The organism is Arenimonas daejeonensis, assembly GCF_007993735.1.
Taxonomy (GTDB): domain Bacteria; phylum Pseudomonadota; class Gammaproteobacteria; order Xanthomonadales; family Xanthomonadaceae; genus Arenimonas; species Arenimonas daejeonensis.
Genome location: NZ_CP042453.1, coordinates 820,269 through 833,626, shown reverse-complemented (window position 1 = coordinate 833,626; position 13,358 = coordinate 820,269). Strand labels below are relative to the sequence as shown.

The 13,358-nt window shown below is 68.3% G+C and carries 6 protein-coding genes and 1 pseudogene; 2 read left to right on the top strand and 5 right to left on the bottom strand.

Annotated features, from left to right (window positions below; genetic code table 11):
• Positions 1-44 precede the first annotated feature (44 nt).
• A complete protein-coding gene (locus tag FRZ33_RS03985) occupies positions 45-2,441 on the bottom strand; it encodes a TonB-dependent receptor (protein ID WP_146907801.1) in 2,397 nt (798 codons plus the stop codon).
• Between the two features lie 45 nt (positions 2,442-2,486).
• Here FRZ33_RS03985 and FRZ33_RS03980 point away from each other — a divergent pair, with 45 nt between their 5' ends.
• Positions 2,487-4,391: an autotransporter assembly complex protein TamA gene (locus FRZ33_RS03980; RefSeq protein ID WP_227978102.1), complete on the top strand. Its 1,905-nt coding sequence runs from the start codon at positions 2,487-2,489 to the stop codon at positions 4,389-4,391.
• The gene (locus FRZ33_RS03975) at positions 4,388-8,164 is read left to right on the top strand and encodes a translocation/assembly module TamB domain-containing protein (protein ID WP_146907797.1); all 3,777 of its coding nucleotides are present in this window, start codon (positions 4,388-4,390) and stop codon (positions 8,162-8,164) included. The genes FRZ33_RS03980 and FRZ33_RS03975 overlap by 4 nt, the downstream gene beginning before the upstream one ends.
• A 582-nt stretch (positions 8,165-8,746) precedes the next feature.
• On the opposite strand, the gene FRZ33_RS03970 is transcribed toward FRZ33_RS03975, so the two are convergent.
• From FRZ33_RS03970 to FRZ33_RS03950, 4 genes and pseudogenes are all read right to left on the bottom strand, one after another.
• Positions 8,747-9,334: an ankyrin repeat domain-containing protein gene (locus tag FRZ33_RS03970; RefSeq protein ID WP_146907795.1), complete on the bottom strand. Its 588-nt coding sequence runs from the start codon at positions 9,332-9,334 to the stop codon at positions 8,747-8,749.
• A gap of 277 nt (positions 9,335-9,611) precedes the next feature.
• Positions 9,612-9,995 carry a hypothetical protein gene (locus FRZ33_RS03965; RefSeq protein ID WP_146907793.1) on the bottom strand — a complete coding sequence of 128 codons (384 nt, stop codon included), beginning with the start codon at positions 9,993-9,995 and terminating at the stop codon, positions 9,612-9,614.
• A gap of 145 nt (positions 9,996-10,140) precedes the next feature.
• Positions 10,141-11,966: pseudogene (locus FRZ33_RS03955) on the bottom strand (autotransporter domain-containing protein).
• Between the two features lie 63 nt (positions 11,967-12,029).
• On the bottom strand, positions 12,030-13,352 hold the full coding sequence (locus tag FRZ33_RS03950) for a hypothetical protein (protein ID WP_146907787.1): 1,323 nt from the start codon (positions 13,350-13,352) through the stop codon (positions 12,030-12,032).
• Positions 13,353-13,358: the final 6 nt, after the last annotated feature.

Here is a 13,358-nt window from a genome sequence, read left to right as displayed (position 1 = left end):
ACTCCTGGGTGGGCCCGCGTCGCCGCGGGCGTGCCTTGGTCGAATCAGAACTGGTAGCTGGCGCTCAGCACCACCGAGCGCGCTTCGCCGGGCGTGGCCCAGCCGTTGTTGCGCACGCGGATGAAGTACTCCTTGTCGAACAGGTTGTTGGCATTGAGCTGAAGCGCGAACTGTTGATTGAGCTGCCAGGCCACCATCGCCCGGTGCGTGGTGTAACCCTTCACGTCCGGCGCGCCGGCGACGCGGCCGCCGTCGAAGCTGCCCTGAGAGGTGATGCCGTAACCGGCGGTCCAGTCCGGCGCGAACGCGTAGGTGGTCCACAGGCTGGCGGACTTCTCGGGCGTGTTGATGATGCGGTTGCCGCGGTCCGGATCCGGATTGTCCGGCGTGTTGGTGCAGCCGTTGAGGCCCGGGTTGGCCAGGCAGTAGTCGGACACCGACTGCAGCACTTCGCTGTCGAGGAAGGTGGCGTTGGCGAAGATCGACCAGGCGTCGGTCAGCTTGCCGGCGATGCCCAGCGTGATGCCGTCCACGCGCGCCTCGCCGTCGAGCTGCTGCTCGCCGCTGGGGTTGGCGGGGTCGAAGTCGGCGACCTTGTAGTTGGTGCGCTCGTTGCGGAACACCGCTGCGGTCAGCGCCAGGTGCTCGTCCAGCAGGTCCCACTTGGTGCCCAGCTCGATGTTCTGCGCTTCCTCCGGGTCCACGTTGCAGGTGGTGGCGTTGCAGGCGCCGTTCACCGAGGCCTTGGACGGCGTCTTGCTGTTGGCGTAGCTCAGGTACACCGAACCGTTCCCGGCCGGCTTGAACACCACGCCGGTGCGCCAGGAGAACAGGTTCTCCTCGTTCTCGAACGACGGGTTCCTGGCCAGCACCTGGCCGAGGCCGCTGTTGTCGGCGCCGGGCGTGGCGTCGTAGGTCTTGACCAGCCAGCTTTCGCTGTCGCCCTCGTTGTGCTCGTAACGCGCGCCGAGGTTCAGCATCCAGCGCTCGTTGAACTTCAGGGTGTCGAACACGTAGATCGCCTGGTTGTCGAGCGAACCGGCGGACTTGGCGGTGCGGAAATAGTTCACCGGACCGGTCCAGGTCGAATCCGGGTCCGACAGGTCCATCAGTGGCAGCGGCACCGGGCTGCCGTCGGCATTGTTCAGCACGCGGCCGGTCTCGAGCTCGAAGCTTTCGTGGGTGAAGGCGACGCCGGCGACCAGGGCATGTTCAACCGTGCCGGTGGTGAAGCGCGCGGTCAGGTCGGTCTGGCTGACCGCCAGGCCGTTCTGTGTGTCGCGCTGCAGGCCGCGCGGGCCGCTGGGCTGGTAGCTGCCGGCCGGCTGCGGCACGAGCGTTCCCGGCAGGGGCGCGCAGGCCGCGTTGGTGGCCGGGTTGATGCCGCTGTCCAGGCACCAGGTGCCCTGCACCGCGTCCACCACCGTGGTCTGCTCGACCCGCTGGTAACGCGCCAGGCTGCGCAGGCTCAGGTTGTCGTTGAAGTCGTGTTCGAACACGCCGGTGACCGTGTCGTTCTCGATCTCCTGACGGTCGATGTTGTGGTAGCCGTAATACCCTCCGATGTCCGCGCCCGGCAGCAGGCCGCCGTAGCCCGAGAAATACGGCACGCCGTACTGCGGGATGTTGTCGTCGCGCTGGATGAAGGCGCTCAGCGTGAAGCGGGTGTCCGAATCCAGGGCCAGGCCCAGCGACGGCGCGAAACCCCAGCGCTCGAAGTTCTCGTAGTCGCGGCCCGGCACGTCGTTCTGGTGCACCATCGCATTCAGGCGCAGGGCGGTGTCGTCGCCGATCACCTGGTTGCTGTCGGCGGTGATGCGGCCGTAGCTGTCGGTGCCGGCGCCGACCGTGACCACGTTGAAGTCTTCCAGCATCGCGGTCTTGCTGACCAGGTTGATGTTGCCGCCGACCGAACCGGCGCCCGAGTACACCGAGTTGGCGCCGTTGATCAGCTCCAGCGCATCGAGGTTGAAGTTGTCGGTGCGGCTGTACTGGGCGCTGTCGCGCACGCCGTCCACGGTGATGTCGGCGTTGGCGCTGAAACCGCGCAGGTTGATGCTGTCGCCGTAACCGCCGCCGCCTTCGCCGGCACCGAAGGTGATGCCCGGCAGGGTGCTCAGGATGTCGCGCAGGCCCAGCAGGCCCTGCTGGTCCATGGTCGCCTTGTCCACCACGGTGATCGTCTGCGGCGTGTCCAGCAGGGCCTCGGTGTACTTGGGCGAGGACGGCTTGCTCACGCGCTCGCCGGTCACCTCGATGCCGTCCAGGCGGGTGGCGTTGTCGGCGGTGCCGGCCGCGGCCATGCCGGCTTCGGCCGACAGGTCGGCGGCCGGGGCGGCGGCTACCGGCAGGGCGGCGGCCGCGAGGGCCGAGGCGATGGCGAGCGAAACGAGTCGGGGCGCCGGCAGGCGGCGGGCCGTCGGGGAGGACGTGGCAGACATGGAGTTCCCCAAAGTCGGGGCTGGCTTGGCCGGACTGGCTAGCTAATGCGAATCAATCTTATTTGCAACGCGCGCGGGACGCAAGAGGGCATTCGGACGCGACTTCTGTCCGGCGACGCTCGCGAAGTCCGAACATGGGCAGCGGTTATCCTTGTCCGGCATGCCGACCTCTCCCCCGCCCGCCTGCTTTTCCTGGTCGCCGCCCTCTGCCTTTCCGTCCCCGCGGCGCGGGCACTGGAGCTGCAGGCCGTCGAGATCCGCGGCCTGGCCGACGTGGAGATGCGCGACAACGTCGCCGACGCGCTGTCGCTGGAGCGGCTCAACCCCAACCGCCGCAAGCTGCTGACCGAAACCCGGCTGTCCTACCTGCTGCGCCGCGCCCCGCGCGAGGCCCGCGGCGCGCTCGAGCCGTTCGGCTATTACGAACCCGACGTGCAGACCGAAGTGCAGCGCACCGGCGAACAGGTCACCGTCGTGGTCACCGTGGTGCTGGGCGAACCGGTGCGCGTGCGCGGCCACGACGTTACGCTGACCGGACCGGCCGAATCGCAAAGCGCGCTGATGCGCCGGCTGGAGCGTTTCCGCCCGCGCACGGGCCAGCCCTTCCACCACGGCACCTACGAAAACAGCAAGGCTGGCATGGACCGCGCCCTGGCCGAGCTGGGTTATTTCGATGCCGAGCAGACCGTGCACCGCGTGACGGTGAGCCGCGCCGAGCGCGCGGCCGACATCGAACTGGCCTGGATCAGCGGCGAACGTTACCGGCTGGGCCCGGCCACGTTCGAAGGCCACCAGTTCCGCCCCGGACTGCTGGAAAAACTGGTGCCCTGGCAGACGGGCGAAGCCTACGACCAGAAGGAGCTGCTGGCACTGCAGAAGTCGCTGTCCGAGCTCGACTATTTCGGCGCCATCGACATCAGCGCCGACCCCAAACAGGCCGACGCTGAACGCCTCGTGCCGGTGAAGGTGGCGCTGACCCCGGGCAAGCGCACCGTCTATTCGGCCGGCCTGCGTTACGGCACCGACACCGGCCTGGGCGTGACCGCCGGCATCGACCGGCGCTGGGTGAACGACCGCGGCCACAAGCTGCGCAGTCTGGTGGGCCTGGCGGAACGCCGCAGCGACCTCACGGCGCAGTACCGCATCCCGGCCTTCGCCTGGCTGGACGGCTGGTACGCACTCAGCGCCAGCGCGCGCGAGGAAACGATCGACGACTTCACCAACCAGCTGGCGGAACTGATCGGCAGCCGCAGCGGCCGCCTGGGCAAGTGGGACCTGATCGCCGCCGTCAACTTCCGGCGCGAACGTTACGAAGTATTCAACGACGCCAGCGGCCGCGACTTCGCCTACAGCACCCTGTTCTATCCCTCGCTGTGGGCGAAGTGGAGCGAGGCCGACGACCTGCTGTATCCGCGCCGCGCCCTGGGCCTGACCGTCGAACTGCGCGCCGGCGACAGTTCGGTCGGTTCGGACATCGACTTCCTGCAGATGCGCGCCGAGGGCCGCTGGGTGCGCGCCTTCGGCCCCCGCAATCGCCTGCTGCTGCGCGGCGAGGCCGGCACCACCCTCAGCGGCCAGTTCGACGACTTCCCGCCGTCGCTGCGTTTCTACGCCGGCGGCGACCGCAGCGTGCGCGGCTACGGCTACAAGGAAATCGGCGGCTTCCTGATCGAACCCGACGGCAACCGCTACGTCTTCGGCGGCAAGCACCTGCTGGTGGGCAGCGTCGAATTCGAGCGCATGTTCACCCGCGAATGGGGCGGCGCCTTCTTCGTGGACGGCGGCGACGCCTTCGACGGGCGCAGCGACTACGACCTGCAGATCGGCGCCGGTTTCGGCGTGCGCTGGCGTTCGCCGGTGGGGCCGGTGCGGCTGGACATCGCGCACGGTTTCGGCGACGACGCCCAGCAGGCGGTGCGCCTGCACATCAACATCGGGCCGGATGTATGAACACGCCCGCCGCCCGCGCGCCGAAACCGCCGCGCACGCGCCGGCAGCGCTGGCTGCGCCGCTTCGGCCTGGCCGCCGGCGTGCTGGTGCTGGCGGCCGTCGCGCTGCTGTACTGGCTGCTGGACACCACCGGCGGCCGCGACACCTTGCTGGGCCGCGTGCTGCGGCTGCTGCCGCCGGATTCGCTGAGCTGGCAGCGCGCGGAAGGCACGATCAGCGGCCCGCTGGTGCTGCACGGCCTGCGTTACGTGCAGGACGACGGCCTGGTGTTCAGCGCCGAACGCGTGATGCTGGACCCGCAGGTGCTGCCGGTGCTCGGCCGCCGCCTGCAACTCGACCGGCTGGAAGTGGACGGCGCCGTGCTGGTGCTGCCACCCGCCGCCGATGAGCCGTTCACGCTGCCGACCTGGCCCGAGGTGCTGCCGCGGCTGCCGATGCCGCTGCGCATCCGCACCACCGCACTCGATGTCAGCGGCCTGCGCATCGAACGCGACGCGGCGACGCTGTTCGACATCACGCAGCTGGACGCGAGCCAGCTGGACCTGGCCCACGACGGCTTCACGCTCGAGGAACTCACGCTGGACAGCCCGCGCGGCCGGCTGACGCTGAAGGGCGACTACCTCCCGGACCGCGACTTCCGCACCGACCTGGCCGCGACCCTGGCCGTGCCCGCCACCGACACCGCGCCCGCCGCGCACCTGCAGCTGAGCGCGAAGGGCGACCTGGACGACATGCGCCTGGACCTCGCCGGCCAGGCGCCGGAGCCGCTGTCGCTGAGCCTCGAACTGCGTGAATCGGCGTCGGTGCCGGTGTGGACGATGGCGACGCAGTCCGGCGGTTTCGACCCCGTGATTTTCGGCGCCGCGGCGGGCGAGTCCTGGCGCTGGCAGCTCGATGCCAGCGGCCGCGGCGGCGCCGCGGAACTCACCGGCGAACTGCACCAGGGCGACTGGCGCGTCGGCATCGAACCTTCGCAACTGGTGCTGGCGCAGCAGCACCTGCAGGTCGAACCGCTGCAGCTGGTCCTGCCGCAGGGCCCGCTGCGCATCACCGGCGACCTGCAGCTAGATGGCGAACACTCGGAATTCGACGCCCTGCTGTCGAGCCCGGGCCTGCGCCTGGAACCGGCCAGCGCCGAACCCGGCGCGCAGACCGTGACTGCAAGCGGCGAAGTGCGCACCGCCGGTCGTTTTGAGGCCTGGACGATTTCCGGCGACGCCACGCTCGAACGTGCGGGTGAACAGGCCACCGTCAGACTCGCGGGCCAGGGCGATGGCGAGCAGCTCGTGTTCGACACACTGCGCGCCGACACGCCGACCGGTTCGCTCGACGGCCACGGCCGCGTGCGCTGGTCGCCGATGCTGGCGTTCGAACTGCAGGCCGGCCTGGCCGGATTCGATCCCGGTTATTTCCTGCCCGACTATCCGGGTGCGCTGAATGGCGAACTGACCGCAGACGCGGAACGACGCGCGGACGGCACCTGGCACGGAAAGGCACGGGTGGAAAAGCTCCAGGGCGTGTTGCGCGAGCGTCCGGTGTCAGGCCACCTGAGCGCGGAGTGGAACGGCGACCGCGGCACCGGCGAAACCTCGCTGCTTCTGGGCAGCAGCGTGATCGAAGCACGTGGCGGTTTTGGCGCGGTGTACGACCTGGACGCGAGCTTTTCGCCACTGCACCTGGCCGACGTGCTGGCCGGCGCCAGCGGCACGCTGCAGGGCACGCTGGCGATCCGCGGCCCGGCCGCCGCGCCCGACTACAGCGCGCAACTGCAGGGCGAAAGCCTGGTCTGGGACGACCAGCGCGCCGACAGACTGCACCTGTCCGGCACCCTGCCCGCGCGCGGCGACAACGGCCGCTTCGAGATCGCGGGTGAAAAACTGGTGCTCGCCGGCCTGGTGTTCGACCGCCTGGCCGTGAACGGCACCGGCAGCGTCGCCGCGCTGCGGCTGCAGGGCGAGGCCGCCGGCGAACATGGCGAACTTTCGCTGGAAGGCAGCGCCGCCCGCAGCGGCGCCGACTGGAATGGCCGCCTCGAACGACTGCGCATCGCCGCCGAACAGGCGCCGGTGCTCAATCTCGAAGACGGCGCGGATTTCCGTTACGGGCCGAAAGTGCTGCAGCTCGAGCGCAGCTGCCTGGTGGCGGAAACGGTGGGCGGCCGGCTGTGCATCGCCGCCACCGGCAATTCGGTGACCGTGGAGGGCGATGCTGTGCCCTTGGCGCTGGCGCAGCCCTGGCTGTCGCCCGACCCGGCGCTGGACCTGCAGATGGACGGCACGCTCGACGCCCGGGCCGACCTGCACCGCGCCAACGACGGCCGCTGGCGTGGCGACGCACGCATCACCTCCGACAGCGGCGCGCTGCGCCTGGACGAGGAACTGGAACGCGAGGTGCTGGGTTACACCGGCCTGGTGCTGCAGCTGACCGTGGACGGCGACACGGTGGAAGGCGATCTCAACGCCGCGCTCACCGACGAAGGCAGCGTGCGCGCCCGGCTGCGCACCGGCCGCGACGACAGTTCGCCGATCGACGGCGAATTCGAGCTCGACATCCGCGACCTCACCTGGCTGGAACTGTTCTCCGAAGACCTGGCCGCACCCGAGGGCCAACTGCAGGGCCGCCTGCAGGTCGCGGGCACCCGCGCCGAACCCGCGCTGTCGGGCACCGCGCGGCTGCAGGGCTTCGCCACGGAACTGCCGGCGCTGGGCGTGAAGCTGCACGGCGGCGAATTCAAGCTCGTGGGCACGCCCGACGGCGCGGTGCGCCTGGACGGCCAGGTGACTTCCGGCGAAGGCCTGCTGCACCTGGACGGCAGCCTGAACTTCCGCGACGACACGGCGCCGCTGCAGCTGGTGCTGATCGGCAAGGGCGTCACCATCGCCAGCACCGCCGAACTCTATGTCGTCGCCGATTCCGACCTCACGCTGCGCTGGCTCGAAGGCCGGCTGGAAGTGCGTGGCACCCTGACCGTGCCGGAAGCGCGCGTGGACCTGGAAGCGCTCGATTCCAGCGTCGACGTATCGCCCGACGTGGTGGTGCTCGACCCGCTGGACGGCCCGCGCGAACGCGCCACGCCGCTGGACCTAGATTTCCGCGTCACCCTGGGCGACGAAGTGAGTCTCAAGGGCTTCGGCCTGGACGGCAAGATGACCGGCAGCCTCGGCCTGCGCGAATCGCCGGGCCACCGCGCGATCGCCAACGGCACGCTGGAGGTCAGCGGCAAGTACACCGCCTACGGCCGCGCGCTGACGATCGAGCGTGCGCGCCTGAGTTTCGTCGACTCGCCCTACGACAACCCGGCGCTGGACATCCGCGCCGAGCGCGAGTTCGAGGAAGTGATCGTCGGCGTGCAGGTGCGCGGCACCGCCAACCGCCCGGACACCACCATCGTCTCGGTGCCGGCGATGGAAACCAGCGAGGCGCTGTCCTGGCTGGTGTTCGGCCGCCCGCTCAGCACCACCACCGGCAACGAAAGCCAGCAGGTGGGCAGCGCGGCGATGGCACTGGGCGCCGGCGGCGGCCTGGTCGCGCAGCAGCTGACCTCGCAGCTGGGCCTGGACGAAGCCGGCGTCACCGATTCGCGCAACCTCGGCGGCGCCACCTTCACCGTCGGCAAATACGTGTCGCCGCGGCTGTTCCTGAGCTACGGCGTGTCCCTGATCGGCACCGGCCAGGTGGTGACGCTGAAATACCTGCTGACCCGCGACTTCGACATCAGCGTCGAACAGGGCAACGAGAGTGCGGCGTCGGTCAACTGGCGGCGGGAGAAATAACCGCCGATGGCCCGGGTGTCCGTGAAACCGGCAGCAGGCCAAGTGCGGGCCTTGTGCGTCATGTGCCTAACCGGATTCAGATGTTGGCGCGCCACGTCTATTTTTGCACCCAGCGCTGACTACCAAGAGTTATCCAACCGCCTATAACGACAAGCAGCATGGGCACTCCCACCAACTTCATCCCCATCGAGATGGGAAGAAAAAGGGACGCGAACCAGAGTACGGGCACCAGGGATGCCGATGACGCCTCGGACCCAAGAGAAACCAGGCCGGGCGACGTGCTTGCTTCCGCACCTTTTGCAGTTCTGACTGAACAACCGAAACTGACCAAGAGGAAAGCCGCAAGTTCTGCAAACTGGTTTCATTGGCGCGGCACTCCGTAAATCATCACTAACACTACCTCAGCCTCTTCGTTGAGATCTGCGCCTGCAGACAACGCGTTTCCGGCCGATCCCGGGCCTCCTGCCCTACGCGGCACCTGCACATTCATGTGCGGCGTAGGTGAACTACTTGAGCGCCCCGCTCGGGAACAAGTGAACCTGACCCCGTTCTTGCCGGGGACAAGCGGGCCGATTTCGCAGGTCAGCGGCAACGGTCCAAGTCCGCGCTGTCCAGCGGTCGGGATGTTGACCGCTTTCCGCCGGCCAGCGGCGTCAGCTCCGCGCCTGCCTCGAGAAGAGTTCGGCAACTCGTCCAGTCTTCACCAAGCAGCGCGGCCTGCAGAGCAATGTTGAGGTCCCCAGAATGCTTGGGGGCGACGTCATCGCTGCCGAGGACCCAGTTGAAGAACGAAATGTCGCCTGACAGATAGGCATGGGAAACGACGCCGTAGCCATTGATGTTGAGCCGGGCCGGGTCGGCGCCGAGAGCGAGGAGGGTCTTGAAACAGTCGCCGGCTCCGGAAGCTGCGGCCATCAGCAAGACGTTCATGCCGGTGTCATCCACGACGGCCGGATCAGCACCACCCTCCACCAGTGCATTCACGACCTCAGGAGAGCACTGGCGCTGGTGCGCCACAAACACGAGCACCAGGTTCAGTGACGGCACAGCATCGATCTCGCGTCCCTGCGCGAGCAGGCGACGGACCTCGCCAGCATTTCCATTGACTGCGTTGTGCAGCAAAGGATCAGCGAGGACGTCCCTCGGGAAGTCCCGCAACATCTCCGCCAATGCGGGATCGATTTCCCCGGATCCGGCTCACGTGAAGGCGAGCAGGCTGAAAGAAGCATCGTCGCAACAAGTGCTGCAGCAAAATGCGGCTTCATGGCTGTCCGCTCCCTACCCACAGCGCGGGCAATCATTTATTCCTCCTCGTTTGCCATTAATTATGGCCTCAAGGTTTCTACGAAAAACTGGTCGATTCAGTGGCTAGCCGCGTTGGCAAATCTCATCGGCTCAGGAAGAGGTGAACCTGACCCCGTACTTCTAATCGCGCGTGTTGATCTGGCTACCAACGATCGTCTGGTAGCGCAATCGATTGGCCGATCTCCTGAATTTCCGTGGCACGTGCTGAAGAAATGCTTCCGCTGAAGCAACGAACTTCATCAAAGCCAAGGAAAATGAAAGTGCGGCGCGCGTGGTGGAGCCATGCCAGCGGAACCTCTCCATCAAAAACGAGTCGCAGTTCAATGGCCTTCTTCGGCCAGCGATCTTCATTCTCGCGGAAGTACGGCCCAAGCTCGCTCTCGTTGAATGACTTTCCATCTAGGCGGTAAACAAGCTCGGAGGATCCGGCTCTTTTCGCATAAACGTATCCAACTGCGTCAGTTGCCTCAGCGCTAGCGGTCGCAAGAAAGTGAAATAGAAATAGCGCGACTGAAATGAGCCTCATGTCATTCTCCCGTATAGCGCCTGTATGTCACTGGCATGCTGCCGGTTCGGTGGAACGGGTTCAGGTTAACTTACCGCCGCCAATCCAGCGCAAAGAAAAAGGCCGCCCCGAAGGGCGGCCTTTCTTCAAACAATGACCCGACCGATCAGAACGTCGTCCGCAGGCCCAGGCTGATGCTGTTGCGTTCCTGGCTGTCGTCGCTGAAGCGGCCGGTGTAGGCGGCGAAGGCGGTGGTGTTTTCGCCCACGCTCCAGTTGAAGCCCAGGTCGGCGCTGATCCAGTCTTCCGACGGGGTGACGCCGCCGATGGTGAAGCGGCCCGGCATGGAGTTGGAGCCGGCGTTCACCGACACCTGGTCGTCCTCGCCTTCCGAGTTGTAGGCCACGCGCACGAACGGACGGAAGCTGTCGGCGCTGCCGCCCATCAGCTGGTAGCCGGCGCGGCTGACCAGGAGTCGCGGTCGAAGCCGCGGAAGTTCATCGACGTGGCGGTGCCGTTGTCCTCGCTGTAGCCGTCCACTTCCTGCTGCACCCAGCTGGCGCCGATGAACGGGCCGTGCTGCAGGCTGCCGGTGCTGCCGAACAGCCAGCCCAGGCCCAGCTCGGCGCCGAACTGGCCGGCGTTGGTGGAACCGGTTTCGGTGCGCACGGTCGGGCCCATCACGATGTAGCGCTCGATGTCCACGCTGGTGCTGCCGCCGCTGATGGCGCCGCTGACGAAGCCGCCGCCGCCGAAACGCAGTGCGCCGTGGATGGATGCCAGCACCGGGCGGCTGTCGAGGTTGGCGCCCGACACGTCGTTGTCGTGGTTGCCCAGGCTGACGGCCACGCCCCAGTAGGCGGTTTCGCTGGCGCGGTGGTTGGCGCCCAGGGTCAGCGACAGCACGTCGGCATTGCCACCGGTGACGGCGCTGGTGCCTTCGAAGTCCTGGTCGCCGTACTGCACGGTGGCGTAACCGCGCACGCTGCCCACTTCACGGTCGAGCTGGAAGTCGGACATCAGTTCGTCGGTGACGGCGCGGCCGTGGTTTTCGGCGGCCTGGATGCCGGCCTCGCCCGCGTACGACACCTGCACCGGCGCCGAGATCGTGGACAGCACCACGTTGGCCAGCATCGCGTGCGCGGCGCCGGTCGGGTGCACGCCGTCTGCGAACAGGAAGGTTTCGTTGGCACCCGGCGGGTAACCCGCCGGCAGGCCGGAACCGGCCGGGCCGCAGGCCACCGAGCTCGGCGGCGCGCAGGCGGTGCCGGTGACGTTGGTGAAGCCGTACAGGCCCGGGTTGGCCATGATCTCGCCGATCAGGCCGAAGGTGTTGATGGGAATGATGCCGTCGCCCAGCTGGCCGAGGCCGGCGTTGAGCGCGCTGTTGTACACCACCGTGACCTGCGACACCGACGACGCGTTCGGCGTGGAGCCGAACTGCGGGGTCACGCCCAGGTTCGGCAGGTTGTACACGATGATGTAGTTGGCGCCGGCGGCCTGCAGGCGGCCGATCTGCTGCACGTAGGCGGTGGCGGCGGCGACGGTGAGCGCCTGCGCGTTGGCCGGGTCCAGCGTCAGCGCGGCGAAGATGTCGTTGGCGCCGCCCCAGATGCTGTACAGCGCGTTCGGGTCGGCCACGCCGCCGGTCAGCGACAGGTACTGGCTGACCTGGTCGGGGATGGTCGGCACCGGGTTGAGGCAGGGCGCGCCGGCATTCACGCAGGAACCGCCCCAGGCGAAGTTGGGACCGCCCGACAGCGAGTTGGTGCCCGGGAAGCCGAACATGGCCGCGATGATTTCAGCCGCGACCGGATCCGGATTGGTGGTGAAGCTGTTGCCCGGCGGCAGGCCGCTGAACTGGGCGATGTTGCCGGAGTCGCTGAGGCTGTCGCCGAACACGACGAAGCCGGAGAACTCTTGCGCCTGGGCGGCGCCGGCGCAACCGAGCGCCAGGGCAACGGCGCCGGCCAAACGATGGAAACGGGGCATGGGGAAACTCCTGTTGGGTCTTATGGGTTGTGCACGACCACGCGCCCAGGGTCTCCTTCGGCGTCACCGTGCTTGCGCCGGTGCCGCTCCCTCCCCTTGAGCCGCTGCCTTGTCCCGCCGGACAAGGGTCCGGTGGGGCGGCATCACCATAATCCAAAGGCCGATTCCATACCACTGGGTACAGTCAGGGGCGGACCCGGGCCCCCGCAGCCGTGGCTCGCCGGACACGATTTCTGTCCAGGCCAGCCAGGCCGAGCCATCGCCCAGCTGCAGGCGCGGGAAACCGGTGCCGCGGCCCCGGCCGGTGAGGTCGGCGACCTTCAGGCGGAAGTGTTCGGCCGCCAGGTCCGGGCTGTAGCGGGCCAGCCATACCGACTGCCGGCCGGCGCTTTCCTGCAGCCAGCTGACCCAGACGCCGGTGGCGTTCGCCGCCAGGTCCACGCGGCCGTGCTGGGCCTCGCCGCGGGCGATCTCTTTCATGGGGCCGAACCGGCGGCCGGCGTCATCCGAGGCGGCGATGCGGATCGAGGGCATGCCGCCGGCGGCGGTGTACCAGGCCACCCAGGCCTGGCGGCCGCGGGCGGCGATGGCGGGGCCGTTCACCGGGCAGGCCGGCATCATCCAGCGGTCGGCGTGCACGGTGACGGGCGCGGACCAGGCCTTGCCGTCGAAGCGGGCGACGGCGATGTCGCGGATTTCGCCTTCGGCACGGTCACGGTAAGCCAGCAGCAGGCCGTCGTCGGACAGCGCAGCATCGGTCTGGCAGCAGTCGCAGGTGCGGGCGTCGAGTTCGTGCTCGACGCGTTTTTTGCCGTCGGCACCGAACACCGCCGCGCGCAGCGACATCGCGCCGGCGCCGCCGTGTCCGCCGTGGTCGTGGCCGCCGCCGGTGTGGCGGCCGTCGAGCCAAGCGATGCCCAGGCCATCGCGGCCCTGCGGCCAGAGACTGGCGAAACCGTGTTCGGTCGGCGTGCCGTCGTCGTGCACGGCCGCGGTGGCGGTCCAGGTGGTGCCACCGTCGCGCGAGGCGAACAGGCGCACGTCGTAGGCGTAGGTGGCCTGCGCGCTTTTCACCAGCGTGTGCGCCCAGAGGCTGCCGTCGGGCAGGGCCTGCAGTGCGGGGAAGTCGGCCCAGTTGACGAACCAGTTGTCGCCTTCAGTGATCGTGCGCGGTGCCGACCATTTCTGCGTGTTGCCCTGCCGCGCGAACACCAGCCGATGACCGCCTTCTTTCCGGCGCTCGATCCAGCTCAGCAGCCGGTCACCGTCGGGCGACAGCGACAGGTTCGGCTGCGCGGAGCCCGCCGGTACGGGCAGCGGCCAGTCGGACACGGTGGCGGCCTGGGCGGTCGCCGGCAGCAGCAGGAGCGCGAGCAGGGTTTTCATCACGCC

Bases quoted from the DNA above. Each gene is read 5' to 3' on its own strand.
- FRZ33_RS03980 (WP_227978102.1), top strand. From the start codon at position 2,487: ATGCGAATCAATCTTATTTGCAACGCGCGCGGGACGCAAGAGGGCATT.
- FRZ33_RS03975 (WP_146907797.1), top strand. From the start codon at position 4,388: ATGAACACGCCCGCCGCCCGCGCGCCGAAACCGCCGCGCACGCGCCGG.
- FRZ33_RS03950 (WP_146907787.1), bottom strand. From the start codon at position 13,352: ATGAAAACCCTGCTCGCGCTCCTGCTGCTGCCGGCGACCGCCCAGGCC.
- FRZ33_RS03985 (WP_146907801.1), bottom strand. From the start codon at position 2,441: ATGTCTGCCACGTCCTCCCCGACGGCCCGCCGCCTGCCGGCGCCCCGA.
- FRZ33_RS03965 (WP_146907793.1), bottom strand. From the start codon at position 9,995: ATGAGGCTCATTTCAGTCGCGCTATTTCTATTTCACTTTCTTGCGACC.